This window comes from Halomonas sp. BC04 (assembly GCF_000568385.1).
Map to the genome: position 1 here is coordinate 1 of NZ_AZQX01000378.1, position 25,388 is coordinate 25,388.

28 protein-coding genes and 2 pseudogenes are annotated in these 25,388 nt (G+C 63.1%); 14 read left to right on the forward strand and 16 right to left on the reverse strand.

All coding sequences use genetic code 11. The annotated features are described in order from the left end of the window. The first annotated feature begins 8 nt into the window (after positions 1 to 8). From Q427_RS25320 to Q427_RS25335, 4 genes are all read left to right on the forward strand, one after another. Complete coding sequence (locus tag Q427_RS25320) at positions 9 to 320, forward strand: hypothetical protein (protein WP_043518175.1); 312 nt, start codon at positions 9 to 11, stop codon at positions 318 to 320. A gap of 315 nt (positions 321 to 635) precedes the next feature. Continuing rightward, complete coding sequence (locus Q427_RS25325) at positions 636 to 1,013, forward strand: septal ring lytic transglycosylase RlpA family protein (RefSeq protein ID WP_043518152.1); 378 nt, start codon at positions 636 to 638, stop codon at positions 1,011 to 1,013. Positions 1,014 to 1,778: 765 nt separating this feature from the next. Continuing rightward, positions 1,779 to 2,636: a diguanylate cyclase gene (locus tag Q427_RS25330; RefSeq protein ID WP_051496705.1), complete on the forward strand. Its 858-nt coding sequence runs from the start codon at positions 1,779 to 1,781 to the stop codon at positions 2,634 to 2,636. 233 nt (positions 2,637 to 2,869) lie between these two features. Beyond that, the gene (locus Q427_RS25335) at positions 2,870 to 3,103 is read left to right on the forward strand and encodes a hypothetical protein (RefSeq protein ID WP_043518154.1); all 234 of its coding nucleotides are present in this window, start codon (positions 2,870 to 2,872) and stop codon (positions 3,101 to 3,103) included. Between the two features lie 63 nt (positions 3,104 to 3,166). Here Q427_RS25335 and yghU read toward each other — a convergent pair whose 3' ends face one another. After that, positions 3,167 to 4,033, reverse strand: coding sequence for a glutathione-dependent disulfide-bond oxidoreductase (gene yghU / locus Q427_RS25340; RefSeq protein ID WP_043518156.1), 867 nt, complete (start codon positions 4,031 to 4,033; stop codon positions 3,167 to 3,169). A gap of 336 nt (positions 4,034 to 4,369) precedes the next feature. Between yghU and Q427_RS25345 the strand changes: the two genes are divergently transcribed. Further along, the gene (locus Q427_RS25345) at positions 4,370 to 4,576 is read left to right on the forward strand and encodes a cold-shock protein (protein ID WP_043518157.1); all 207 of its coding nucleotides are present in this window, start codon (positions 4,370 to 4,372) and stop codon (positions 4,574 to 4,576) included. An 88-nt stretch (positions 4,577 to 4,664) separates the two neighbouring features. On the opposite strand, the gene Q427_RS25350 is transcribed toward Q427_RS25345, so the two are convergent. The 4 genes from Q427_RS25350 to Q427_RS25365 are packed head-to-tail and all read right to left on the reverse strand — an operon-like array spanning position 4,665 to position 7,762. Further along, on the reverse strand, positions 4,665 to 5,126 hold the full coding sequence (locus Q427_RS25350) for a hypothetical protein (protein WP_043518160.1): 462 nt from the start codon (positions 5,124 to 5,126) through the stop codon (positions 4,665 to 4,667). Positions 5,127 to 5,139: 13 nt separating this feature from the next. Further along, positions 5,140 to 5,676 (reverse strand): GDYXXLXY domain-containing protein, encoded by a 537-nt coding sequence (locus Q427_RS25355; protein WP_043518162.1) that lies wholly within the window; start codon positions 5,674 to 5,676, stop codon positions 5,140 to 5,142. Then, a complete protein-coding gene (locus tag Q427_RS25360) occupies positions 5,673 to 6,767 on the reverse strand; it encodes a DUF4401 domain-containing protein (protein WP_051496706.1) in 1,095 nt (364 codons plus the stop codon). Before Q427_RS25360 ends, Q427_RS25355 begins: the two co-directional genes overlap by 4 nt. After that, a complete protein-coding gene (locus Q427_RS25365) occupies positions 6,764 to 7,762 on the reverse strand; it encodes a DUF2157 domain-containing protein (RefSeq protein WP_051496707.1) in 999 nt (332 codons plus the stop codon). Before Q427_RS25365 ends, Q427_RS25360 begins: the two co-directional genes overlap by 4 nt. 182 nt (positions 7,763 to 7,944) lie before the next feature. Between Q427_RS25365 and Q427_RS25370 the strand changes: the two genes are divergently transcribed. The 5 genes and pseudogenes from Q427_RS25370 (at position 7,945) to Q427_RS25390 (ending at position 12,964) form a co-directional block, all read left to right on the forward strand. Then, the gene (locus Q427_RS25370; protein WP_043518165.1) at positions 7,945 to 8,946 is read left to right on the forward strand and encodes a GlxA family transcriptional regulator; all 1,002 of its coding nucleotides are present in this window, start codon (positions 7,945 to 7,947) and stop codon (positions 8,944 to 8,946) included. Positions 8,947 to 9,201: 255 nt separating this feature from the next. After that, a pseudogene (locus Q427_RS25375) lies at positions 9,202 to 10,061 on the forward strand (TRAP transporter substrate-binding protein). A 58-nt stretch (positions 10,062 to 10,119) separates the two neighbouring features. Next, positions 10,120 to 10,617, forward strand: coding sequence for a TRAP transporter small permease (locus tag Q427_RS25380; RefSeq protein ID WP_043518166.1), 498 nt, complete (start codon positions 10,120 to 10,122; stop codon positions 10,615 to 10,617). Positions 10,618 to 10,664: 47 nt separating this feature from the next. Next, a pseudogene (locus Q427_RS25385) lies at positions 10,665 to 11,893 on the forward strand (TRAP transporter large permease). A 54-nt stretch (positions 11,894 to 11,947) separates the two neighbouring features. Then, on the forward strand, positions 11,948 to 12,964 hold the full coding sequence (locus Q427_RS25390) for a proline racemase family protein (protein WP_043518167.1): 1,017 nt from the start codon (positions 11,948 to 11,950) through the stop codon (positions 12,962 to 12,964). Between the two features lie 146 nt (positions 12,965 to 13,110). On the opposite strand, the gene Q427_RS30710 is transcribed toward Q427_RS25390, so the two are convergent. Then, the gene (locus Q427_RS30710) at positions 13,111 to 13,266 is read right to left on the reverse strand and encodes a hypothetical protein (protein ID WP_231613919.1); all 156 of its coding nucleotides are present in this window, start codon (positions 13,264 to 13,266) and stop codon (positions 13,111 to 13,113) included. Here Q427_RS30710 and Q427_RS25395 point away from each other — a divergent pair. After that, positions 13,253 to 13,456, forward strand: a complete 204-nt coding sequence (locus tag Q427_RS25395) for a winged helix-turn-helix transcriptional regulator (RefSeq protein WP_231613920.1) — start codon at positions 13,253 to 13,255, stop codon at positions 13,454 to 13,456. The genes Q427_RS30710 and Q427_RS25395 overlap by 14 nt on opposite strands. 15 nt (positions 13,457 to 13,471) lie before the next feature. Here Q427_RS25395 and Q427_RS25400 read toward each other — a convergent pair whose 3' ends face one another. The 7 genes from Q427_RS25400 to folE2 all read right to left on the reverse strand — a co-directional run bounded on the left by Q427_RS25400 (position 13,472) and on the right by folE2 (position 20,939). Continuing rightward, on the reverse strand, positions 13,472 to 15,229 hold the full coding sequence (locus Q427_RS25400; RefSeq protein ID WP_043518168.1) for a mechanosensitive ion channel family protein: 1,758 nt from the start codon (positions 15,227 to 15,229) through the stop codon (positions 13,472 to 13,474). Between the two features lie 180 nt (positions 15,230 to 15,409). Continuing rightward, positions 15,410 to 17,437 (reverse strand): threonine--tRNA ligase, encoded by a 2,028-nt coding sequence (gene thrS, locus Q427_RS25405; RefSeq protein ID WP_043518169.1) that lies wholly within the window; start codon positions 17,435 to 17,437, stop codon positions 15,410 to 15,412. Positions 17,438 to 17,449: 12 nt separating this feature from the next. Beyond that, a complete protein-coding gene (locus Q427_RS25410) occupies positions 17,450 to 18,439 on the reverse strand; it encodes an arsenic resistance protein (RefSeq protein ID WP_043518170.1) in 990 nt (329 codons plus the stop codon). Further along, entirely contained in the window at positions 18,433 to 18,942 is a 510-nt protein-coding gene (locus Q427_RS35730; protein WP_269321318.1) for an NAD(P)-binding domain-containing protein, read from the reverse strand. The genes Q427_RS25410 and Q427_RS35730 overlap by 7 nt, the downstream gene beginning before the upstream one ends. Further along, complete coding sequence (locus Q427_RS35735; RefSeq protein WP_269321317.1) at positions 18,879 to 19,574, reverse strand: NAD(P)-binding domain-containing protein; 696 nt, start codon at positions 19,572 to 19,574, stop codon at positions 18,879 to 18,881. The genes Q427_RS35730 and Q427_RS35735 overlap by 64 nt, the downstream gene beginning before the upstream one ends. A gap of 40 nt (positions 19,575 to 19,614) precedes the next feature. Next, entirely contained in the window at positions 19,615 to 20,025 is a 411-nt protein-coding gene (hisI, locus tag Q427_RS25420) for a phosphoribosyl-AMP cyclohydrolase (RefSeq protein ID WP_043518171.1), read from the reverse strand. Beyond that, positions 20,022 to 20,939 carry a GTP cyclohydrolase FolE2 gene (gene folE2, locus Q427_RS25425; RefSeq protein ID WP_043518172.1) on the reverse strand — a complete coding sequence of 306 codons (918 nt, stop codon included), beginning with the start codon at positions 20,937 to 20,939 and terminating at the stop codon, positions 20,022 to 20,024. The genes hisI and folE2 overlap by 4 nt, the downstream gene beginning before the upstream one ends. A 78-nt stretch (positions 20,940 to 21,017) precedes the next feature. On the opposite strand from folE2, the gene Q427_RS25430 reads away from it, so the two are divergent. Then, entirely contained in the window at positions 21,018 to 22,190 is a 1,173-nt protein-coding gene (locus Q427_RS25430; protein ID WP_043518173.1) for a nickel/cobalt transporter, read from the forward strand. A gap of 46 nt (positions 22,191 to 22,236) precedes the next feature. Here Q427_RS25430 and Q427_RS34870 read toward each other — a convergent pair whose 3' ends face one another. From Q427_RS34870 to Q427_RS25440, 3 genes are read right to left on the reverse strand one after another with little or no spacing between them, the layout of a single operon-like run. Then, positions 22,237 to 22,731 (reverse strand): GTP-binding protein, encoded by a 495-nt coding sequence (locus Q427_RS34870; protein ID WP_231613921.1) that lies wholly within the window; start codon positions 22,729 to 22,731, stop codon positions 22,237 to 22,239. Continuing rightward, positions 22,728 to 23,348 (reverse strand): CobW family GTP-binding protein, encoded by a 621-nt coding sequence (locus tag Q427_RS34875; protein WP_231613922.1) that lies wholly within the window; start codon positions 23,346 to 23,348, stop codon positions 22,728 to 22,730. The genes Q427_RS34870 and Q427_RS34875 overlap by 4 nt, the downstream gene beginning before the upstream one ends. Next, positions 23,345 to 23,764 carry a Fur family transcriptional regulator gene (locus tag Q427_RS25440; protein WP_051496708.1) on the reverse strand — a complete coding sequence of 140 codons (420 nt, stop codon included), beginning with the start codon at positions 23,762 to 23,764 and terminating at the stop codon, positions 23,345 to 23,347. The genes Q427_RS34875 and Q427_RS25440 overlap by 4 nt, the downstream gene beginning before the upstream one ends. Positions 23,765 to 23,967: 203 nt before the next feature. Here Q427_RS25440 and Q427_RS25445 point away from each other — a divergent pair, with 203 nt between their 5' ends. Together Q427_RS25445 and Q427_RS25450 are read left to right on the forward strand one after the other, a co-directional pair. After that, positions 23,968 to 24,903, forward strand: coding sequence for an aldo/keto reductase (locus Q427_RS25445; protein WP_051496709.1), 936 nt, complete (start codon positions 23,968 to 23,970; stop codon positions 24,901 to 24,903). A 12-nt stretch (positions 24,904 to 24,915) separates the two neighbouring features. Then, positions 24,916 to 25,388, forward strand: a 473-nt coding sequence (locus Q427_RS25450; RefSeq protein ID WP_043518174.1) for a DUF6064 family protein, incomplete at its 3' end; no start/stop codon positions are given.

Below are 25,388 nucleotides of genomic sequence, written 5' to 3' on the forward strand. Positions count from 1 at the left end.
GGTTTCATATGAAAATCTATAAACCTGAGTGGCAATGCACGTTTAGCGTATATGAAGGCGTGGAAGAAGCATCAAGCTGGAAAGAGCGCATCGCTTGGCGACTGCGACAGCTCGCCGATAAGCTGGATGGCAGCGGAAGGACGATCAAGATCGACTGCAGCGTTACCCCCCATGTGAGTCGCCAGGATATCGACACCTGCCTGGGAAAAGGCTTCGAAGTCACCCAGGGCCTACTGACCCAGCTCGCCCAGCAAGCGGCCTGTGAAGACGTCATGCGTGACGCCAAGGCCGAACTGTACAAGGAAGATTACTCTTCCTGATGGTTGACGTTTTCGGTAGCTACCACACCCTATTGAGCCCCTGGCCCAATAGGGTGTTTTCGTATTGGGTTGCCCTGACTCGGCAATACGACTACTATCTTGCCGGCAACCCCTGTTAACGTCGGCGATCTTGTGACATATGGATACTTTGAGTGACATATGGATACCGATTTCCGGCTGGCAGTACATGCCTTGGGGCTGGCTTGAGACGAGTGCGAGGCTGGTGCAGCATGAGCCACGCGTCCTCAATCACGATCATGGCGCCTGATCGTGGGATACGATTAGCGGCGCGATGCAGTAGTCACGAGGTGAAACATGGCGACACGAACTCGCCTGATCCTGACCGGCGGCCTGATAGGCCTGTTGCTGATTGGCAAGGCAGCGGCCCATGAAGCGCCTGAGCTGATCGATGAGGGCATCGCATCCTTCTACAGCGACCGCTTCCAGGGTCTAACGACCGCCAGCGGCGAGCCCTTCGACCAGCAGGCCCTGACCGCAGCCCACCCGAGCCTGCCGTTCGGCACCGAGGTGGTGGTGACCCGTCCGGACAACGGCCGCGAGGTCACAGTCCTGATCAACGACCGCGGTCCTTTCGTCCAGGGACGCGTCATCGACCTCTCCAAGCGCGCCGCCAGGGAGCTGGGCATGATCAACCGAGGGGTCGCTCCAGTACTCATTACCTCCGTCCAGTGATGGCATTTTCTCGCCGTCATCACCACGCAGCCGCATCGCCCGGCTGCGCTTTTCCTCAAACCGATAGCCCAAGACTTGCCCACCCCGGCCGGGCCGTTGGTGCCTGGCGCCGACACGCGCCTGTTATTGAACAGCAAGGGTACCGACCAAACAGTTGTCATCTGATGCTCTATCCAGCCCGCCAGATGCCATTCCAGCCCGCCAGATGCCATTCCAGCCCGCCAGATGTCGCCGCATAGCGACACCACAAGCATCTGTTTTTAAAAATTTTTTCCGACAGACCACAATAACCGTCTGCGATCCGCAACAGATCTCGGTCTTATGGAAGCCCATATCAGCCGACCTCAAGCATATCTCAATTAATCTTCATAATATCTATTTGTTTTATATAGAAATTAATTTTTCTGGCACCTTTATCGCATTATCCTGGCCAGTAGCAAGACGATCGGGGAAGCCGGCAATCGCACCGTGACCACCCCCGCTCTCAAGGAGGCCCTTGCTCAGGCAAGGAAGGATGCTGCCAAGGAAATGTCGCCAAGGGATGGTGAATACGGGATGGATCCCGGCAAGGAGGCCTCCCCCCTATTCTCAGCTGTCCGTCATATCGGCTCGCTGACGGTAAGCTAGATCCTTTAGTTCCCTGCGTACTTGGGCCGCTCTGCGGCCTTTTTTTTTGCTCACAGCAGCAATTTGCATCAGGCACGGCGCATCACCGAAATCTCTACTCAGCATTGCGAGACCAGACTTTGGAACGAGACGCCACGTATGCATATCAAGCCCAAGCACTCACTGTACATTAGCCCCAACCTGTTACCCCGACTTCTTGCTGCAGCGATCTTCGTCGCGGCCGTGCTTGCCATCAACAGCCTGATACCGGAACAGACCGTCGTTCGCGCCACCTTCCCGACGGGCCTGGCACCCGGAGCACTGCACACCGGCCTGATACTGGCCTCTTTCCTTGGTGGGGTTGCTCTGACATCGATTATTTTCCTGCCCCTACTGCGCGACGCCCAGGCTCGCGAAACCCGGCTCGTGCAAGCACAAGCGGCGCTGGGAGCCCTGAATAATGACCTCCATCAGCAGGCTACCCGAGACGGCTTGCTGGAGATTGCCAACCGCCGCGAGTTCGGGCGGGTACTGAAACGGGAGTGGCGTAGGGCCGCTCGCGAACGCCAGCCTCTCGGCCTGCTGATGATCGATGTCGACTACTTCAAGATCTTCAACGACACCCACGGTCACCTGGAGGGCGACCGTTGCCTGAAGGAAGTGACCGCCGTACTGAGCCAGGCAATCAACCGCCCCGGCGACCTGCTGGCGCGATATGGCGGCGAAGAAATGGTCATCCTCGCTCCTCGCACCGACCTGGAGGGTGCAACGATTCTGGCTCAGCGCATTCATGCCCTGCTGAGCGAGCGCCACATCGACTTTGATGCCTCACCGGTGGCGGATCGAGTCACTGTCAGCATCGGCGCAGCCTCACTGCTACCCGTTCGTCACCATAGCCCCCAGGCGTTGATACAGCAGGCCGATGAAGGGCTTTATGCCGCTAAAGCTGAGGGACGCAGCAGAACCTGCACCGTTCCTCAAGTACGCTTGCTTACGGCAAGGGAGGCAATCGGCTGAGCCCCTGGCCAGCGCGTGTCACCCCACCTCTCCTCCCCATTGTCTCCTCTTCGCCACATCAACACTCGCGATGCCGCCACTGATCGCCACCGATCACTTCGCGGCGTGAGCAGGGCTCAAGTTTTCGCCCTGGAGTCCGATATCCAGATTAGCAAGTGTCGAATATGGCAGGCGATGGATCGCTACAGCCTCGGATGCCCCCCAGGCAGGCAGTGGCGTTGGAGAAAGGTGAAATGAACAACCTGAACATGGCTGGTGAGATGTCGTCCCATGACCCTTTGCTGAGCGAGAGCCTGGAGCAACGACTGGTACAGGCAAAGCTTCTGCTTGATGACCTGGAGCGAAACTCCAGCTCCAAGGATATGGGCGCGCTGTCGGCCGCACGGGTGGAATTCGCCCTGGCCGCACGCGCGTTGGCCGATGAACTGATCGCCCAGGGGCAGCAAGGCAGGGAACGCGGCGATTGACACCAGCCGCGGCGACAGCGCAATAAGCCGGATACACATCCGGCCCGTATCATGACTCGCAGGTTACTTAGCTTCCTCCTGGGTTTTCATCTCAAAGTCGCTGGCATCATGGCGCTCATGTAGCTGCTCCTCAGACGAACCGAAGGTGCGGTTGACCATGCGCCCGCGCCTTACCGCCGGTCGTGCGGCGATTTCCCTGGCCCAGCGCTGCACGTTCTCGTACTCCTGCACCTGAAGGAATTCGCCGGCATCGTAAACGCGGTTCAGCGCCAACTGCCCATACCACGGCCAGTTGGCAATATCGGCAATGGTGTATTCGTCCCCGCCCAGGTAGCGCGTCTCGGCCAGGCGCCGATCGAGCACGTCGAGCTGACGCTTGACCTCCATGGTGAAGCGGTCGATGGCGTATTCGATCCTGGTCGGCGCGTAGGCATAGAAGTGACCGAAGCCACCCCCCAGGTAGGGCGCACTGCCCATCTGCCAGAACAGCCAGTTCAGTGTTTCCGTTCTCCTCGCCGGGTCACGCGGCAAGAATTCGCCGAACGTCTCCGCCAGATAAAGCAGGATTGAACCCGACTCGAACACCCGGATAGGCGGCGAGACACTGTGGTCCATCATCGCCGGGATCTTGGAATTCGGGTTCACTCCGACAAAACCGCTGCCGAACTGATCCCCATCGCCGATGCGAATCAGCCAGGCATCGTATTCGGCTCCCGTATGCCCCAGCGCCAGCAACTCCTCGAACATCACCGTGACCTTGACGCCGTTTGGCGTGGCCAGTGAATACAGCTGGAATGGGTGCTTGCCGACGGGTAGCGCCTTGTCGTGGGTGGGGCCGGCGATGGGTCGGTTGATATTGGCAAACTGCCCCCCGCTCGCCTTCTCCCATTTCCACACCTTCGGCGGCACGTACTCGTTGTCTTGGCTCATGAAATCTCCCGACAGGATACGTAGCGTCGCTGCACTTGCGCGATTCACACCCCGCAACGATAGCCTGTTAAGCAAATTTCTTCGACCGGCGCCTCGACCGGCGCTGCCTGCCCCGTCCGGATGGAAAGCGGCGTCGTGCGAATAATTTACGAAATACTTTGACCCGCGACGTCAGGCGTGACACCGTAGTGCTCAGTTGGTTAGCAAGCGGCATGGTTTCAGAAGCATTCGAATTCTTTCGGCAGCCTGTAATTGTATTCCTTGTTTTACCCGCTACTTATCGTCTGGGTAACACCAGGATTGTATTGCAAAGCGCTAAGCGCGAAAGGATTTATTATGTCTACTGGCACAGTTAAGTGGTTCAACGATTCAAAAGGTTTTGGTTTTATCGCTCCGTCTGACGGCAGTGATGACGTCTTTGCCCACTTCTCCGAAATTCAGGCAGAAGGCTTCAAGTCTCTGCAGGAAGGTCAAAGCGTCACTTATGACGTGACCCAGGGGAAGAAAGGCCTCCAGGCTTCGAACATCAAGCAACTCGCCTGATCTAACGATCACACGAGTTCTCGAACCTCCCCGGTTCGATCTCAGGGCCCGCTTATGCGGGCCTGATGCGTTTGTGTCCGGCATGCCGTTACGGTCCATGATGCGACGACACCTCCTGTCTCGACACTCTCAGCAGATAGGCAAGATGCAGAAAAGGCACCAGCATAGGGCTGGCGACGATGCCGAAGGCGACGACGATCACCCACTCCGGCAGGTCCAGGCCCCAGACAAGCAGGCAGAACAGCATCGCGCTCACCGCCACAAGCCCTGCCCCCATGCAGGCCGCCCGCCACCACCAGATCAATGCCGGGGTTATCGGGCCCCTCTCCTGTCGGCGCAAGAGATAGGCGCTCGCCACGCGCCATAACCCGACGATGCTCAGCCCGCCGATGAACACGAAGAGCAGGAAAACAGTCCCTTCCAGGCCCCAGGGGAACCCCACCGTCAGCAGCAGGGCCAGGCCGGAGAACAGACATACCACACTCGCCGGCAGTGCCAGCAAGAGCATCTCGACCGCGACCAGGATGCGGTGAACGCTTTCCTTGTTCATTTGGCTCCTTCCTTCACCGCGCCATCTCCCCAAGCAGTTCCAGCTCAGCATCGTGCAGGGATACCAGCAGGGGCTCACCGCGCGCGTTGACGCGGAACTGGCCGTAGCGGGCGGGTTCATAGCGCTCGGCATGGCCCTCCTGAAAGAAGAAGGCGTTGGTGGCGAACCGGATGCGGCCGTTGCGCAGCCGGTAACGCAGGTGCATCTCGTCGGTATCCAGCGTTTCATCATCGGCGCCCAGGCGCTGGAACTGCGCAACACGCTGCGCATCCAGGCGGACCACCGCATGACCGTCGGCGGCCTGCCATTCGTCACTCTCCTCGCGCTGCGCATGGTGAGCCTCCCGGATGCGGTTGGCGATCTCGAAGCTGAGTGCCATGTAGTCACCCTGCATCAATGAGCGGGGGTCCACCGGCGCCAGCTCCAGGTACACCACCTCGCCCTCGGCCAGGTGTCGCTCCTTGGCCCAGATGCTCCAGTTGACCGCCGCCAGGACCAGTAATGTGGCGGCCACCACCACGATCCGGCGCCACTTGGCTGTCAGTGTCATTGGCTCTCGCCCTCCCTGGCCACGACCGGCATACCGCCCGGCCACCTGCGGCGCAGCACCCAGCGCAGCGCCAGCAGCAACAAGCCCAGCACGAACAGTGTCGCAGACTTGGCCAGCAGCGTGACGTCGAGCCAGTAGTAGTAGCTGGCGCCGGCCATCAGCAGCAGTATCACGCCAAGCGCCATGATCGCTCGGTTACCGATGGCGAAGCCCAGCGCGATCACCAGCACCCCGTGGCTCAGGCCGTGGGCCTGGAGCGATAACAGCATCAGCCCCGCCGCGGCAGCATAGGCGGCCATCCACGCCCTCGCCGCAATGGCGGGCTGGTAGCGCCGGAAGACGTGGCGCAGCAATAGAACGAAGGCCAGCGTGGCCAGCGCATCGCCCGCCCAGGGCTCCAGCCAGGCCAGCCCAGTGACATGGTGGTAATGCCCCAGGAACAGCGACTCGCCGTGATACCCCATGGCCTGGATGGCCAGCACCCCCAGCAGGAGGCCGTAGCCCAGCGCCTGGCACTGGCGTATATAAGCTGGCCGGCGAAACTCGTTGAGCCACAGCAGCGTCGCCGCCAGCAGCAGCAGGCCGCCGGCCAGGGAAGGCGCCGCGGTGCCTTCGATCAAGGCCAGGTAGAACGCCAGGCTCGCCGCGAAGGCAGAAAAGGTGCGATGAGTGAGGCTTGGCATCACTAGCGCCAGCACGCCCTGCAGCCCCACCAGCGACCACCAGAAGCCGGCATTCACGTCCCCCAGGACGGAGCCCAGGGCCCAGGCCACCAGCAGCTGCCCCGCCAGGCTTCCCGCCAGGGCCAGGTGCTCGAGGAAATCGCCCGAGCGCCCCCTTAGCGCCGCATAGGCACCGGCGATCATTACCAGTCCCAGGAGCGCGGCAGCGACGCTGCTGTCGAGAATGAACACGGCGCCCATGCCGATGAAGCCGAGCAGGAACAGGGCGGCCAGCCAGCCCGAGAACGCCTGCAGCGCCCGCACGAACCAGGGTGTCTCCAGCGCCGGGACTGCCTCACTCTCTGCGATGTCGATACCGCCCTGGCTGAGCTTTTCCTTGAGGGACGAGTGCTTTAGCGAAAAGGTCATGCCGACATCTCCCGGTGCAGCCGCTTGAGCCAGAACACCGCCAGGGCGCCCAGCCCCAGCACCGCCATGGAGAGGAGCAGAAAGCCGCCCGGACCACCGTGCCACAGCAGATGCCGACCGAAGAAAGTGGTGACCACCACGATGACCGACAGACAGCCGCCCGCCAGCATGAACAGGTCCGGTCGCCAGTGGCGATAGACGACATGGAGCGCCGCCAGCCAGAGCGGATACACCAGCACGGCAGCCGAGACTTCGGCCCACTCATCCAGGATGAACATGAGCATCAGCAGGGTCAGGGGAATGCCGCTGCCCAGCGCCAGAAGGCTGGTGGCCCACCCGGGCGCCAGCCAACGCCAGCGCCGCGCACCCAGTTCCCACAGCGCAAGGGCCAGGGTATTGAGCGCGAACAGCCCCCACAGCGTCGCGGCATCGCTGGCGAACAGCATGCCGAGCGCGCCGCCCCAGGTGTGGAGGTAGAGCGCCAGGGAAAGGTTGAGCAGCCCAAGCCAGAGTATCCAGAGCGCATCGAAGCGGGCCACCACGGCCCAGGGCAGCATCAATACCGCCCAGAAGAAGAACAGCTGCCAGGGATCGGCGCCGGTCTGGTACACCTGGCCGAACAACGCCAGCAGGACGCCTAGCAGCAGCGAAGCTGCCGTCAGGGCCGCCCGTGCCACGATAGTGTGATCCGCTCTCTTATTCGCCCTGCCGCGCCCCTCGGCCCACCAGTAGACGCCGATGGCCGCCACCAGCGAGGCCTGCACCAGCCCGAAGCGTAGCCAGCGGCTCATCTCGCTCCAATTGTAGGCGACCAGGAACAGCACCGAGCAGGCCAGCGCCAGCGTGCCCAGCCACAGCAGCAACCTGTCGAGAAACAGCCCCCAGGCCCGCCCGGAAGGATGCAGCCCGGAAAGTGCCACTGCCCGTGGCACCTGCTCCCGCGGGATTGCGCCGCGCTCGATCAACGCCACCAGCTCACGGCGAATGGAGGCCATGTGGTTTCCTTATACGAATGAGTCGTCCTGTTAAGCGACTTCTTGTCGCTTCGCTGTTATAGCGTATCGTCGTCCTTGAGTGGAGCGGGCCTTTTCCGCTGCATTCGACTGGACTCGAAGATCCCCATCCATCAGCGCATACTGAAGCGCAGTCGTTTTCGCTCGCCGTGATGAGGCCCTCGATGCCCCAGCCCCAACAGCCGCCGCTGCGTGTCGGCTTCATTCTACTGCCACTGTTCACACTGAACGCCTTTGCCGGATTCATAGACTCGCTACGCCTGGCCGCCGACAAGGGAGGGCGCAGCCGACAGATCCATTGCAGCTGGCAAATCATGGGGCCAGGGCCGGTTACCTCGAGCTGCGGCCTGGAGGTCCACCCCCAAACCTCTTACCGTGACCCGTGCCACTTCACCCATATCGCCGTATGCGGCGGTAACAACTATCTCGACCCTCACGAAGACAAGGCTCTCAGCGTCTACCTGAAGGAAGCCTGCAAGCAGGGCGTAAAGCTGGTGGGAGTCTGTACCGGCACCTTCTCCATCGCGCGGGCTGGTTTGCTCAAGGGTCAGCGGGTCTGCGTGCACTGGAACGTCATCAATGACTTTCGCCAACAGTTCCCGCAGATCGACGCGACTCCCGATCGCCTATTTCTCGAATCTGCCCGGGTAATCACCTGTGCCGGATCGTCGGGAGCTACCGATATGGCATTACACCTGATACGGCGCAGGTGTGGCCCGGAAAAAGCTCAACAGGCCATTCGACACATGATTCTCAACGGCATGCGCACCTCCAACTCGCCGCAAACCCACTTCTTCGAAGCCATTCATGAAATTCGCGACGAGCGGGTTCGGGTTGCCGTACTGATCATGGAGCAGTCGTTGAATGCCCGGCTGGATTCCCAAGGCCTAGCCGAGCGCATCAACCTGAGCCCTCGTCAGTTGGATCGTCTCTTCCGGCAAGAGATAGGCACCACGCCCATGCGCTATTTCAAAACCATGCGACTGCGCTATGCCGAGTGGCTATTGCAGCATACCGACAGTTCAATCGCCGAAATCGCCGCCGACTGCGGCTTTGCCGATGCCGCTCATCTCTCCAGGGATTTCACGACTCACTACGGGCACAGCCCGAGCCAATCACGACGGCAGGGGCGCCAAACCGAAGTCACAACAGTGGCATACAGCTAGACGTCCCTTATGTTCAAAAATATGTCTTGAATTTTCTATATCCTCGCATGGTGAGACCTTAGGCTAGGAGTACGTGATCCTTCAGGTCCGTGACACGACTCTCTCAACAACAACCCAAGGAGCGTCACCATGAAGCCCCTCTCATCCATGCCCCTGTTTACCGCGCTTGCCCTTACCCTTGGGCTAGCGGGCCCCGCTACCGCCGCCGACCTCGAGCTCCGCGCCGTAACCATCGGCAGCCAGCAGGGTATCCAAATGGCAGGCTTGACCGCCCTTGCGGAGCACGTGGCCTCCACCACCGACGACAGCGTGACGATCACTCTATTCCACTCCGGCTCCCTGGGCGATCAAGTCAGCAACATCGAGTCACTGGATACTCGCACGCTCGACATCGCCACCATCGAAACACCGATTACGACCATCGACGAAGATCTGGGTATCCTCTCGCTACCCTACCTGTTTCGTGATCGAGAACACGTAAGAAACGTGCTCTTGGGTGAGGTAGGCGAAGTCATAAAGGAACAGCTACAGGAGAAAGACTACCGGGTCATCGGTTTCTACGAGGGTGCTTTCGCCACATCACCAACAACCGTCACCCTATAGAAAAGCCTGAAGACTTGAACGGCTTGCGCATCCGCACACCAGAGAGCCGCCAACGGGTGGAAATGTTCAACGCCTATGGTGCCAACGCCTCACCGCTGCCCTACCCGGAGCTCTATTCCGCGCTCCAGACTCGTGTCTTTGACGGCCAGGAAAATCCGCTGGTCGAGGTCGAGGCCAGTCGTTTCTATGAAGTGCAGAACTACCTCTCACTTTCGAACCACGTCTATACCGTGGGCTTCTTGCTGATGAACGAAGCACGCTACCAGGATCTTCCTGGAGAGGTACAGCAGGCGTTGCTCGAAGGTGGCCAGAAGGCTTTCGAAGCCACCGTGGCCTTCGGCGAGGGCGCCGACCAGAGCGTCATCGACCTGGTCGAACAGAACGGCATGCAGGTCAACGAGGTTGACACCGAAGCCTTCATCGAAGCTTCGCAACCGCTCTGGGAGTCCTTCACACAGACTCTGTCGGAAGAGGCCCGCGTGATGGTGGAGCGCATCGCCAGCCACCCCTGAGTCGCCTCCAACCTCAGGCAGGCCTTTCCCGGCCTGCCCTGCCCCCGGGAGCTTCACCATGCTTGATCGTCTTTTCGAAGCGGTCGCCGCACTGCTGTTGTCTGCCATTACCTTGCTGGCCATGGCAGCCGTACTCGCCCGCTATGTGTTCAATGCCTCGCTGTCCTGGAGCGCCGAAGTTTTGGTCGGGCTGCTGGTTTACGTCACCTTTTTCTGCGGCTATCTCGCTCTGCGCCAGGGCGCGCACCTGCGCATCGACGTAATCGCGGCGCTTCTTCCCAGCCGTGGGCAGTGGTTGTTGTTCTTCATCAACCAGACGCTTATTGGCGTGGTCTGCGCGGTCATGGTGATCTGGGGCATCGAACAAACCCTGCAGTTCTCACACCGTACCACCCTGATGCTGGGCGCTCCCCAGTGGATGTTCTACATCGCCGTGCCAATCACCGGTGTCGGCATGCTACTGGAACTCGTACGCCAATGTGTCGCCGCCGTCAAAGCCAAGGTGCCCCCCTATGAGGCCTCCCGGCACGCCGCGCTTGAGGAGACTTCGTCATGATCCTGCTCGTTATCCTGCTGGCGCTGCTGACGCTGATCGGCCTGGCCATGCCGATCGCCTTCGCCCTCACACTGGTCTCGATTTGCGTGTTGGCATACTCCGGCGTCGATATGCTGGTGCTGGTGCAGCGCTTATATCGCGGCACCGAATCCTTTCCTCTATTGGCGGTGCCGCTGTTCATCCTGGCTGGCCAGATCATGAACCATAGCGGTATCTCGGGACGCCTGATCGACCTGGCACGAGCCTTGGTCGGCGCCATTCGGGGCGGCTTGGCGGCAGTCAACATTCTCACCTCGATGTTCTTCGCCGGCATGAGCGGCACTTCGATGTCCGATACCGCTGCCGTGGGTGGGGTAATGATCCCGCAGATGGTCAAACGGGGTTATTCGGCTCCCTTCACCGCTGCGGTAACGGCCTCATCGTCCACCATTGGCATCATCATTCCGCCCAGCGTACCCATGGTGCTGCTGAGCGCCTACATGGGTCTGTCCACCGGGGCGCTGTTCGCCGCCGGCCTCATCGCAGGCGCACTTACAGCGGTGGGTCTAATCGCTATGGCCTGGTGGATCTCAGTGAAGCGCCAGTACCCCATCGAGGCGGCCTTCTCACTTGGATATCTTGGCAAGACCTTAGTCAAAGCCTTACCCGCCTGATGATGCCGGTGATCATCCTGGGTGGCATTCTTGGCGGTATCTTCACGCCGACAGAGGCCTCTGCCGTGGCCGTAGCCTACGGCATCTTCGCCGGCATGCTGGTGTACCGCTCGCTCTCGCTGCGCATGTTCTACCGCGCTCTGGTGGAAAGTGCCGTGCTGACCGGTGCGGTAATGTTCGTTACCGCCGCCGCCCATACCCTCGGCTACACCTTCACCTACCAAAGCCTCGGCCAGCTGGTGCTGGGCCCCATCGCAGCGCTCGACATGGGTCCGATCGGATTCCTGCTGATCCTCAGCTTGGTGCTGATCATCGCCGGAACCTTCCTGGACGGCATCGCCATGATGTTCATCGTCGTGCCCCTGTTCCTGCCCAGCGTTCAGTTGCTCGGCATCGATCCGCTGCAGTTTGCCATGGTGGTGATCCTGTGCTGGGGCATCGGGCAGCAGACACCACCGGTAGGCGCCGCACTATTCATTACCAGCGTGATCGCCAAAGTCGACGTCATTCGTATCACCTACGCCAACCTACCCTTCATCGCCGTGATGCTGTTCGTCCTGCTCGCCGTCATCGTCTGGCCGGAAGGCATCGTCATGAGCGTACCCCGCTGGCTCGGCCTCTAACTCTAGCCGCACACCCTGACCTGCAACCTCAACGCTATAGCCACAGGAAATATCATGAACAACCAGCAATTTCTCGATGTGATCTATACCCACACCGAAGGCGAACCCACCTGTATCATCCACGGCGGCATACCCTACCCATTCGGTAGTGACATCCTCGCCAAGCGCCGTTACCTGCTAGACCATCATGACCATGTTCGCACCAGCCTCATGCGCGAGCCCCGAGGTCATCAGCACATGTTCGGTGTGTTCCTCACCCCGCCCTCCGACGCCGACCATGACGCCGGCATGCTGTGGATCGATGGCGAGCAGTTCGTCGACATGTGTGGCCACGGCACCATTGCGCTCTCCATGGCCATGGTGGCCCACCGCCTGGCTCCGCCTCCCCAAGATAATGGACTCACACGTATCCGCTTCGAAACCACCGCCGGCACCGTGGTCTCGGAGGTGAAATCCGACGCCAATAAGGTGCACTGGACTCGCTTCGAGAACGTGCCGGCCTTCGTCATGGAACAGGATATCCCGGTCGAGGTGCCTGGCCTCGGCACGCTCAAGGCCGACCTGGTGTTCGGCGGCAACTTCTTCGCCATCATCCGGGTGCCGTCCGACAAGCAGCCAATCTGCCCCGACAATGGCAGCTATTTCGCCCACGCCGGTGAGGCGGTGAAGGCCGAACTCAACGCCCGCATGGAGATTCGGCACCCGACCCACCCGCATATCAACGGCTTGAATTTCGTCACCTTCTGGCACGAGGGCTCGCAGCCGGATTCGCTCTACCGCAACGTACACGTATTCTCCGGCGGAAAGCTAGACCGCTCCCCCGGCGGCACCGGCACCAGTGCGATGATGGCCATGTTCCATGCCCGCAATGATCTGGAAGTGGGTAGCCCCATCTACTCTGAGGGCCTGCTCGGCAGTGGCCGCTTCACCGGTGAAATCCTCGGCAAGACGGAAATTGGCGGTTACCGGGCCATCCGCCCCAGCGTACAGGGCACAGCCGAGCTGATCGGCTACGCCAAATGGCTGATCGATGCACGTGACCCGGTGGGTCGCGGCTTCGTAATCCGCTGATACAGCGACTGCAAAGCAGAACGTCGCCCCGGTCCATGCTTGGATAGGCTAACGACGACCCATGAAGGATCCGATGCAATAGAGATGCTAGAGCGGGCAGGCAGGAATTGATTTTCCAATTCCTGCCTGAGCAACCTGTAATGGCCTCAATAGCCCACGGTGAGGCGCTGGCTCACGTGGGCAGAGCGTTCGAGTTCATCGACCATGGCAATGGCGTAATCTTCGAACGAGATGCTGGAGCCGTTCTCATTGCTCAGCAACGTATCCTTGCCGAGACGGACCCAGCAGATGCTGTCGCGCACCCTCAAGCATCTGGAACAGGAGGGCTTCATCACACTCACGGTCTACCCGGAGGTGCCGCCGCAGGTGGAATACCGTCTTACCGAACTCGGCTACTCCATTCTCAAACCGATGCAGGCGCTGGTGAGCTGGGCCGACACCCACCACCGCACCATCGCCGAAGCCAGGAAGCGCTATCGGAATGGAGGGTGACCCCAAGGGACTGGTTCATGGAGAAGGCGGCTTCTCGTCGCTGCCCGCCCATGCCGGCGGCCGGGCATCCTGCCGTCCACCCTTGGCGATATCGTACTGGCTGAGCACCACCACGTCTCGTGGCCACCACTCCGGGTGCTCATCACGGATGAAGGCCATCAGCCGCTCGCGGATGTTCATTTCCGCCACCCAGCCGGCGAAGGGGTCGGATGCCATCAGGTAGCAGGAGACCGTCTGGGCCGTCTCGGTCTGCGACGTTACATAGCAGCACAGCTTGTGGTGTTCCACGACGTTGTCCTCCTCCTTGGCAAACGCCAGGAACTTCTCTCTGATCAGCGCTATGTCGGCACTCACGTGGAGCTTCATTTCCAGGGTGCGGTACATCTTGGCGCTCGTGACCGAGAGGTTCTCGAACGGCCTGGAGACGAAGTAAGTCACCGGTACGATCAGGCGCCGTTCATCCCATGCCCTCAGGCGGATGAAGGTGTAGAAGATGCCCTCCACGTAGCACCACTGCCCTTCGAACATCACCAGGTCGCCGATGCGAATGGGCTTCGCCAACGACAGCTGGAACGAGGAGAGAATGTTGCCGAGCACCGCCTGGCCGGCAATACCCACCAGCACCGCCAGTACACTGGCCGATGCCAGCAGCGACAGCCCCAGCGTCTCGAAGAGCTGGATCTGGCTCAGTACATAAACGGAGACCGCGATCACCGTGACCAGGATAATGACCCGACGCAGCGCATAGAGTGTGGTGAGCAGCTTGCGTTCGTCCCGGGGCTTGGTGTCGTCGATCTCCCCCACCATACGCCGCGTCACCTTGAGCAGGATGGTGTCCACCAGGCGGAGTGCAATGGTACCGACGCCCCAGGCGATAAGAATGATCAGCAGCACCCGAATGAAGGTGGTCGCCACCGCCGTGAAGGAGACCACATAGTCGAGCAGTGCCTGGGCGACGAACGCCATGATGAGAAGCGCCATGGGCATCTGGATCCTGCCGGCGAAGATGCTGGGCACGCCGTTGGGGAACCAGTGCGCCAGCAAGCCCACCAGGGCGTAGACCCCCCAACCCACCAGGCCAGTCAGGAGCAGGAAGACGGGAATGGCAATCCACTCCCAGGCCTCGAGCCTGCCGAGCGAGGTCTTCAAGCGCTCCGGAATGTACTCTTCCAGCAGCGAGGGACCGTACGCCTCATAGAGCAGGGGAATCGACGACACGCTGTCCGGCGTAACCAGCCAGGCGGGGTCCTCGTCATCGACTCGATAGCGAGCCAGGCGAATGTCATAGGCTTCGCCATCCACCGTGAGCGATGCCAGCTCGATATCCCGGCGCGGCTCTCCTGCCCGGGGATGCTGGCCGGATGGGTCCTCGATGGCGGCATCCTGACGCCCGGAAAGGTTGGAGGTGTCCAGCCACTCCCCACGCTTGAGGACTTCGGCCAGTTGCCTGGCCAGCCAGGCCCCCTGCTCCCGTTGCTCTGCCTCGTCCAGGTCTGAAAGGTTGAGAAAATGCGCGGCGGCAGAGAACGCCTCCTCCTCGACAAGCGCCAGAAAGCTGCGGATCGCATCGCGTGGCGTGCGCCTCTTGACCTCTTCGGGCACCTCATCAAGACCGGCGTTGAGCGAATCGACAGGGAACCATAGCCTCTCCTCACTCTCGTCTCCATTTCCACGCTCCCCCTCGCCCTGAGGCATTTGCGCCAACGCCGGGCCGGCAAAGAGGAAAGCCACCGCCAATACCAGTGACAGGAGCCATGTGCCGTTTGCTTTCATATCAATCTTCCTGATTGAAGCGAACCGGCTGCCACATCCCTCCGACAGCCCTGTGCAAGTCGCGCGTACTTGAGCTTCACATCAGGCTAGCAGCATCACGACCCAAGTGAAGACCAACCGGGGACGATGCGCCCTGGTTTGCCTGGGGGGCCTGTCGCTATTCGATGCCGGCAGCAAAGCTCATAAGGCAACCTCGCGCTGACCGCTCGCCTGCAGCCGCTCGAGCAGGGCCGCCTGGGCGGCACGCCGATGCTGGGTGTCGGGGGCGGCAGCGCGTTCGCCCAGCAGGGCAATGGCGGCGCAAATATCCAGGCTGCCCAGGTCGTCGCCCTCCCGGGTGCGAATCGCCACGCTGCCGGAGGCGGCTTCCCTGGCACCGACAATCAGCTGGAAGGGAACGCGCTGCAGCGTCTGCTCGCGAATCTTGTAGCCGACCTTCTCGTTGCGAATGTCCGCCTCCACGCGCAGGCCCGAACCGCGCAGTGCCTGGGCCACCTCCAGGGCATAATCGGCATGCTGCTCGGTGATGGAGAGCACCACGACCTGAACGGGCGCCAGCCAGGCAGGGAGCTTGCCCGCGTGGTGCTCGATCAATATGCCGGTGAAGCGCTCCAGGGAGCCGAACAGGGCACGGTGCAACATCACCGGGCGCTGGCGCTGGCCATCCTCGTCCACGTAGTCCAGGCCGAAGCGCTCGGGCAGATTCATGTCCACCTGCAGGGTGCCGCACTGCCAGTCGCGGCCGATGGCATCGCGCAGCACGAACTCCAGCTTGGGTCCGTAGAAGGCGCCTTCACCGGGATTGAGCCGGTAGGCCAGGCCCATCTCGTCCAAGGCCTGGGTCAGCGCGTTCTCCAGCAGGTCCCAGCTGGCATCATCGCCCATGCGGTTCTCCGGCCGTGTGGAGAGCTTGATCAGCACGTCCTCGAAGTCGAACTGACGGTAGATATCCAGCACCTGCGCCACCACATCGCGGCATTCACCGATCATCTGCTGCGGCGTGCAGTAGATGTGGGCGTCATCCTGGGTGAAGTGGCGCACCCGCAACAGACCGTGCAGCGCACCGGAGGGCTCGTAGCGGTGCACCTTGCCGAACTCGCCCATGCGAATGGGCAGGTCCCGGTAGCTTTTCAGGCCGTGGCGGTAGAGCAGCACGCTGCCCGGGCAGTTCATCGGCTTGAGGGCCAGCGAACGGCCGTCTTCGGTCTCGGTGGTGAACATATGCTCACGGTAGTTGTGCCAGTGGCCGGAGAGCTCCCAAAGACTGCGGTCCATGACGTCCGGAGTGTTCACCTCCACGTAGCCGGCGTCCTCCTGGCGGCGACGCATGTAGGCGATCAGCTCCTGGAATACCGCCCAGCCGCGGGGATGCCAGAACACCGCGCCGGGGGCATCCTCCTGGAAGTGAAACAGGTCCAGCTGACGACCGAGCCTGCGGTGGTCGCGCTTCTCCGCCTCCTCCAGGCGCTTGAGATAGGCCTTGAGGTCCTTGCTGTCGGCCCAGGCCGTACCGTAGATGCGCTGCAGCTGTTCGTTTTTCGCATCCCCTCGCCAGTAGGCGCCGGACAGCTTGGTCAACCGGAAATGCTTGAGGAAGCGGGTGTTGGGCACGTGCGGGCCGCGGCACATGTCCAGGTACTCCTCGTGGAAATAGAGCCCCAGCGCCGGTTCATCGGGCAGCTCGTCGATCAGTCGCAGCTTGTACTCCTCGCCACGTTCGCGAAACAGACGCATGGCCTCATCCCGCGGCGTCATGCGCTTGACGACGTCGTACTCCCTGGCGATCAGCGCCTGCATGCGCGCCTCGATGGCCGCCAGGTCTTCCGGGGTAAAGGAGCGCTCATAGGCGATGTCGTAGTAGAACCCGTCCTCGATCACCGGGCCGATCACCATCCTGGCCGTCGGGTAGAGCTGCTTGACGGCATGCCCGATCAGGTGGGCACAGGAGTGGCGGATGATCTCCACCCCCTCGGGGTCCCGGGGGGTAATGATCTGCACTTGGGCATCGCCCTCGATGGGGTCGCAAGCGTCGACCAGGCGGCCATCCACCTTGCCGGCCAGGGTGCTGCGGGCCAGGCCCGGGCCAATGGCCGCCGCTATCTCCGCGACGCTGGTTGGGGACGCAAAGCGGCGCTGCGCCCCATCCGGCAGGGTGATGGCGATGGTGTCAGAGGCCGGGGTGTCAGTGGTCTGAGGTGTGTCTGTCATGTGTCAGGCTCATCAGGAGTGGAGGCGGCCATGGGCCGGGCTTCGCTTCGAGTGGAGCAGCAGGTGCCGAAGCAGGGTCAGGTGTGGAAATTCGAGCAGCATGCCGATCACGATGGCGGCATGGATCAGGGGCTGGCCCGGCAGTGCGGTCATGGTCACCGCCAGCATCAGCGGCGCATTGCGCGCCGCCGTGGTCATGGTCAGCAGCGCATGCTCCGGATACGCCAGGCGTGCCCCGCGGCTGACCCACTCCCCCAGCAGGAAGGTCGCCAGGAAGAACACGAACACCGCCGCGAGAACCCGGCCGAATACGGCACCGTGCTCGAGGATGACCGCAATATTGTCAGCGAATATCTGCGCCACCAGCAGCGCAACCACCCAGGGGGTGAGTCGATCGATCCACGCCAGCAGGCGACCGAAGCGAGCATCGCCCAGTGACAGCCGCAGCATGAAGTGTGCGATCACCGCCACCGCCAGCGGCAGCAGAAACCACTGCAGCAGGGTGCCGGCGATGAGCGTGCCTTCCACCGGCACCAGGTGGCGTGTGAAGAGAGACAGGTAGAGCGGATAGAGCAGCAGCTGCACCAGCATATTGATCGGAATCAGCGCCGCTCCCAGGGCCACGTTGCCGTCGGCCAGCCGGGTAAAGCCCAGGACCCAGTCGGTGCAGGGTGACATGAAGTAGATCGCCAGCCCGACCATGAAAAGCGGATGCGCATTCAGGAACGCCGCGGCGATGGCATACCCCACGGCGGGAATCAGCACGAAGTTGACCGCCAGCACAATGCCGATGAAGCGCACATGCCCCAGCGCCTTCACGATGGCCCCGAAGCGCACACCGAACAGCAGCAGCACGACCAGCAGCAGCAGGGTTGCATCCATGCGCTCACCCAGCCATTGGCCGCCGGCCGGAAGGGCGTGGCCGATGGCAGCCCCCGCCGCCATGCCGCCCAGCAACAGGCAGGTGGTGCCGGCGCCGAGGTACCCTGGCCGTTTCAACATTCGCAGCCTTCGCAGCAGTCACGGTTGCCGAATGGCCCCCAGGCGCCATCCGCGCTCTGCAGGGCGCCTGCGTCCAGCCCCAGCCGAAAGGCGACCTCTTCGGCGACCAGGCCGAAGCGTTGGCGAAACTTGTAGATGAAGCAGAAGATGCGACGGTCGTGGCGCACCTGGGGGCCCACCAGGAAGAGCCCCGGCGTGCGGGTGGATTCGTCGCTTTCCGTCAGCTCGACATGGCCTTCGTCGGACCAGTCCCAGAGGTGGGCGATCTGATTCGCGCCGCCCCCCTTGAGAAAACCGGTACCCAGGATGGGCGGCTCGGCCACGTCCCAGCGGCGGTCGTCGGCCGCGCGTATGCGAAAGCCGCCATGCTCGCTGCGCGAGACGCTCACCACATCGACACCGAATTCGATCTCCAGTCGTCCGCTCTCGAGCGCCCCGGTCAGGCGCTCGCGGCTGTAGGGCGATAGTGCCAGGCTGGGGTCGTAGGGGCCATCAGGCTCCAGGTCGACTTGCGCGCCAGCAGGCTCACCCGGTGCCCGAGCCGCACCAGGTTCACGGCGGCATCCACGCCGCTTTCGTAACCGCCGATGACGGTATGGGCCGGTGAGTCGAAACGCGCCCAGCTCGTCACCCGGGCATAGTGGGTGCACCACTGGGCGCCGGGAAAAGGCGACAGGTCGGGGAACAGGAACTCGCCCGTGGCCCAGATCAGAAAGCGCGTGCGCAGCTTGCCTTGAGGCGTGGTCAACAGGAAGCCGCCCTCCTCCAGGGGTTCGACATCCCCCACCTTGCAACCCTCCTCGATGGGCAATGCATGCGCTTCGGCGATGAACGTCAGGTAGTCCGCATACTGCTCGCCGGTGAGATGCTCGGCCCCCGCGAAGATGGCCGGCGAGCTGATCTCATTGACCGCGTTCAGGTCCGCCAACCCGAAGGGGTTGCTGTGGAAGGAGGGCGTGATGAAGCGGGTCTCTTTCGGCCAGCGCCGGAACGATTCGCCGACCCGGCCGGCGTCGAACACCCGGCAGTCGAGGCCGTCGAGCGCATCCAGCGCCAGGGCCATGCCGATGCCCGCGGGCACGGCCCCTACGATGACGACGTCGATGTCGGGCACTTCCTGTTGCCGTTGGCTCATTCCTTGGACTCCTGCATGTCGTAGCGTCGAGACGATATGACTATTGCCCTGGCACCGTGATGACCTGGACCCCATCGCCACGCACGGCGTTGTAGAAGCAGTTGGGGCGCCCGGTGTGGCAGGCGGGCCCCTGCTGGTCGACCAGCAGCAGCACGGCATCGCCATCGCAGTCGAGCCGGGCCTCCACCAGGCGCTGGCGGTGGCCGGAGCTCTCCCCCTTGCGCCACAGGGTCTGGCGCGAGCGCGACCAGTAGCAGACCTGCCCCGACGCCAGGGTCTCGCCAAGCGCCTCGCGATTCATCCAGGCCAGCATCAGCACCTCGCCGCTGTCGTGCTGCTGGGCAATGGCGGTGATCAGGCCGTCGGCGTTCCAGGGAATGGCATCGAGTACGGTCGCCAGTGGCCGCCGCTCATCCAGTGCGGCCTCTTCCAACTGCTTCCAGATCGTCATGGTCGCCCCTCGTCGCCGACCCCGTCATCCCAGTTCCACTCGCTGCGTGCCACGGCGTCGTGGGCGTGCAGGCTTTCGGCATGCACCACCCGCAGCCGAAAGCCGCTGACGCCGGGCTGGTCGCGCAGGGCGTGGTTCAGGCGGCGCGCGGCGTCCTCGCAGAACATCAGGTTCTGGCCGTTGGCCAGGGCGAAGGCCTGCTCGTCGATCCGCTTCACCGCCGTTTGCAGCGCGGTGCCCAGTGCTTGCTCGGTCGCATCCACCAGGCGCAGCAGCGGCAGCGCGTCCAGCTCGTCGGCAAGGCGCACCGAGAGGTGGGCCTGGCTGCGCTGGCTGTGGGGCGTGGCCAGGATACCCTGCTCGCTGCCCAGCCAGGCGCTCACCGCCTCACGGGTGACCGGCATGTCGGTGAAGTCCTCGTCGAAGGCCTGCTGGATCAGCTGGCGCGACAGCGCGGCCGAACAGGGGCAGGTGGAGGAGTAGCCCACCGTCAGGTCCAGGGTGGCCTGCATTCCCCCGCCGTCGCGGCGACAGCGCAGGGTGAAGGGGTAGCGCTTCCAGCCCGACAGCGGGCTGATCAGCGCCGGGCGCTTGAGCATCGCCTCGCCGCTGAGGTCGAGAAAGGCCGTACTGGAGAGCCCTTCATGGCTGCCCAGGAAGGTCTCCAGTACCGCGGCCACCCTCGCCAGCGACACCTCCCGCTCCTCCAGCTCGGCCAGCGCCAGATAGAGCCGCGACATATGGATGCCGCGCGCCGTCGGGTCGTCGAGGCTGACGCCCGCCGAGGCGTAGCCGGTGACGCCCTGCCCGGCCACCCGTAGCGGCAGGGCAATCTGCTCCATGCCGACCCAACTCAGGGTGCCGAGGCGCTGGGCGGGCGCTGCGGCGATATCTTCTAGCGGTAACCTGTTCATCGGGAATGACTCTTTACATGATCATAAAGAGGTATGTTATAACATAACAGCTTTGCATTTCGACCCTCGGGAATCCACATGCCACGACTCTTCAGCACGACACGCCCTTCGCTCGACACCAACACCCATGATACCCGGCGGCGACCCACACTTCGCCACCTTCTCCCCCGGCACCGATGGGCGCTGGTGGCCCTGCTGGCGGTGGGCGTCGTCGTGCTGCTGGTTCAGCAGGGCCTGATGCAGAGCGTCAGCCTGCAGATCCTGGCCTGGCAGCGCGACCTTCACCGTACCCTCACCCTGGCGCTCAGCGAGTGGTCGGCGGCCCCCTCCTGGTCGAGCGGCTGGTGGCTGATGGCACTCAGCTTCGGCTACGGCATCTTCCATGCCGCCGGGCCCGGGCATGGCAAGGCCGTGCTGTCGACCTATCTGGTTTCACAAGGCGGCGGCGTCAAGCGTGCCCTGACGCTCTCGTTCAGTGCAGCCCTGCTCCAGGGGTTGATGGCGATCGCCCTGGTGCTGGTGCTGGTGAAAGGGCTGGGCTGGCTGACCCGCCAGGCCATGGGCAGCGTGACCAGCCTGGAGCTGGCCAGCTTCCTGATGGTGGCGCTACTCGGCGGCTGGCTGTGCCTGCGGGCCAGGCGAATGCTGAGGCACACCCACGACGATAGCGCTCCGGCCCGCTCTCCGTCTCACGCCCACTCCCAGGCGACGCCCGTTATGCAAGGCTTTCAGGCCGCGCCGTCGGGGATGGCTCACGGCCACGCCGCCATGGCGCCTGCCGCCTTTCACTTTCACGCTTCGCAGGATGCTCCCGCTCCTTTGCAGGCACATGCGGCACATGACCATGGCTGCGGCTGTGGTGCCCGTCACCATGTCGCCCCCGAAGAGACCGGCGACTGGCGCACGGCCCTTGGYGCCGTGGTCGCCGTCGGCATGCGCCCCTGCAGCGGCGCCGTACTGATCATGGGTGCGGCGAGCCTGCTGGGCCATACGGCACTGGGGGCGGCCGCCGTCATGACCATGGCACTGGGCACGGCCATCACCGTCTCCGCCCTCGCCCTGGCCAGCGTACTGGCACGAGACTGGGTCTCCCGCCATGTTGTTCGCTACGGAGACGGCCGGCTGGCCAGACTGAGCCGCCTGAGCGGCTGGCTAGCCATGGCCGGCGGCCTGGCGCTAGTGTGGCTGGGCCTGTCGCTGGCCTGGCACGCCACCACGCTGCCCGCCACCGGTCTGCCGCTGCTGTCGTAGCTGTCGCGTAGCGGCCTCTCTCCAGCTCGCCGCGAGTATGCCCAGTTCAGGTGGCCTGTGCCGGTGCGGGCTGGAAGTAGTCGAAGAGTTGCGCCACCGCCTCGGGGGCCACTCCGTTGGTGATAAATACGAAACGCGAGACCCCGTCTCTGCAGGCCTCCACCGGCAGCGGCTCCGGGGGATGAAAGATATGCTGCACCCCGTGCAGGGCCAGCGGCTGCTCCCGCCCAGCCAGCTTCACGATGGCCTTCACCCGCAGGATCTTCTCTCCCAGCAGCGACATCAGCAGGTCCAGCCAGTCCTCCAGGATCTCGGGGGCGATGGGATCCTCCACGGTGAAGCAGAACGTGCGAATCCGCTCGCCATGACGGCTGAGGCCCGGCTCGGCATGGGCCGGGGCGCTGGCAGGCATCACCATCGATACCAGGGAGCCAGGACTCGACGGCGCCAGCCCAGGTGCGGAGGAGACCTGCACGTAGGAGGTGGCACCCAGCCAGCGGTCTGCCGAGTAACCCGACGCGGAGAAGCCGGCTCCGGTCACATGCTCGGCCGGCAGATCGCCATGGTGTACCTGCAGCTGCTCGGCGGCCGGTTGATCACAGCCAGCTGACTGGCGAGCCGCGACAGCCGCTCCTCGTCCACCAGGTCCGTCTTGGTGATCAGCAAGCGGTCGGCAACGGCCGCCTGGCGCTGAGACTCGCGGTGGGCGTTCAGGGTCGAGATACCGCTGGCGGCATCCACCAGGCAGATCACCCCGTCCAGGAAGAAGCGATGCGCCAGCCAGTGGTCTGTCATCAGGGTGTGCAGGATCGGCGCCGGGTCGGCCAGCCCGGTGGTCTCGATGATCACCCGGGAGAAGGGCTCGCTGCCCTCCCGCTCGAGCGCCTCGCTGGCCTCTTGCACGGTTCGGCTCAGGTCGCCGCGGATGGTGCAGCACAGGCAGCCGCTGCTCATTTCCACGACGGTGTTCTCGTCGCTCTTGGCGAGCAGCCGGTGATCCAGCCCGATATCGCCGAACTCGTTGATCACCACCAGTGCACGCTTCATGGCGGACTGGCGGACCAGGCGATTGAGCAGCGTGGTCTTGCCGCTGCCGAGAAAGCCGGTCAGCACCGTGACGGGCCGCTTACTAGCGTGGCCGAATACGCCTTCGTTCATGACTTCACCGTTGTCTGGCAAGTGGGTTCGGGGACCAGGCCTGCACACTGTGAGCAGGTGCCATGGATCTCGATGGTCGTACTGCCGGGGGAAAAATCACGGCGCTCGACCAGGTGCCCCAGGCTCGAGCTCAAGGCGTTATCGATGAGCTCGTCGATATTCCCGCAGTCGTCGCAGATGGCAAACACCGTAACCCCGTGCCGGCAGCCCTTTAGCCGACAGGGAACGTAGGCATTCAGCGTCTCCAGGCGATGGGCCAGCCCAAGCCGGATGAGCGCATCCAGGGCGCGATAGATCTGCGTCGGCGCCGAGAAGCCGTCTTCACGCAGCCGCTCCAGCAGGGCATACGCACCCAGGGGAGCCTCGGCACTGCGCAGTACCTCAAGCACGCGCTGCTGGTTGGCGGTCAAGGGCATGGTCGCTTCCGTATAGGCAGAGAGTCGCATGGGTGGTGAGGAAATGTTGCCATGTCATATATGTTATAACATAACAATCACTCTCGTCACTGTCACAACGAGGGTCCGGCGTATCCGGGGCGATTCACCACGAGCAAAGCTGATATCTCACCGGGTATTTCCTACACTGCCCATCATGTGAACCCCAGGCTCCAGGAGTGCCTATGTTTCCGGCCCCCCCGGCCCTGTCGCGGCGGCGACTGCTCGCCGGCCTGCTGGCCCTCGCCGCCGGTTCGGCACTGCCGCCACTCACCGCCCGCGCCGAGTCCGGCGAGATACTCACCCGCGAGGTACCTGTCACCGGCGAGTCGCTGCCGCTGGTCGGGCTCGGCAGTTGGATCACCTTCAACGTCGGCAATGACCCGGCACTGCTCGAGGCGTGCACGGCCGTGATGGCGGCCTTCTTTGCCGATGGCGGGCGGATGATCGACTCCTCACCGATGTACGGCTCCTCCCAGGCGACCATCGGCCATGCACTGGCCGAACTCGACGCCGTCGACCGGGTCTACGCCGCCGACAAGATCTGGACTTCTAGCCCCTCCGAAGGGCCTTCTCAGGTCGAGGCCTCGCGGCACGACTGGGGCGTGCCGCGCTTCGACCTGCTGCAGGTGCACAACCTAGTCGCCTGGGAGAGGAACCTGGAAACCCTGCAAGCGATGAAGGCCGAAGGCGAAATCCGCCACGTCGGCATCACCACCTCCCACGGCCGGCGCCATGACGCCATCGAGCGTATCCTGCGCGAGGCCGAGATCGACTTCTTGCAGCTCACCTACAATATTGTCGACCGCGAGGCAGAAGAGCGCCTGCTACCACTGGCCCGTGAACGCGGCATCGGGGTGATCGCCAACCGGCCCTTCCAGCAGAAGCGCCTGATCCGGCGTCTGGAAGGCAAGCCGCTGCCCGAGTGGGCGGCCGAGATCGACGCCGGGACATGGGCTCAGTTCATCCTCAAGTTCATCATCTCCCATCCCGCCGTGAGCTGCGCCATTCCCGCGACCACCCGGGTCGAGCACGTGCGCGAGAACCTGGCAACGGCGCGCGAGCCGCTGCCCGATGCCGAACTGCGCCAGCGCATGGCCGACTATGTTCAAGCCCTGTAGCGAGGCGAACCAATGAGCGAATGGTGGACCTACCGGCCCGCAGACCTCCTGATGTTCTCGCTGCGCGTCTACGAGCGCCTCTTCGTGCTGCACAACCAGGCGATATGGCCGGCCCAGTGGCTTGCCCTGGCACTCGGTGCCGGCCTGCTCCTCGCTCTGTGGCAATCAAGGGCCGGATGGCTACGCCTGTTCATGCCGCTGCTGGCGGCGAGCTGGCTCTTCGTCGCCTGGGCCTTCCTGTGGCAGCGCTACGCCCCCATCAACTGGGGCATCCGCTACGTGGTGCCGCTCTTCGTGCTCCAGGCACTGCTGCTGCTCGTCCTGAGCCGATGGCGTGGAGGCCTGGCCCTCTCATCGCGCTGGCAGACATCCCGCGCCCTCGGCCTGGCGCTCGTGGCCTACGCCGTCTTCCTGCACCCCTTCTCCGCCCTGCTGCACGGCCGTGGCCTGGCAGGCGCCGAGGTTTTCGGACTCACCCCCGACCC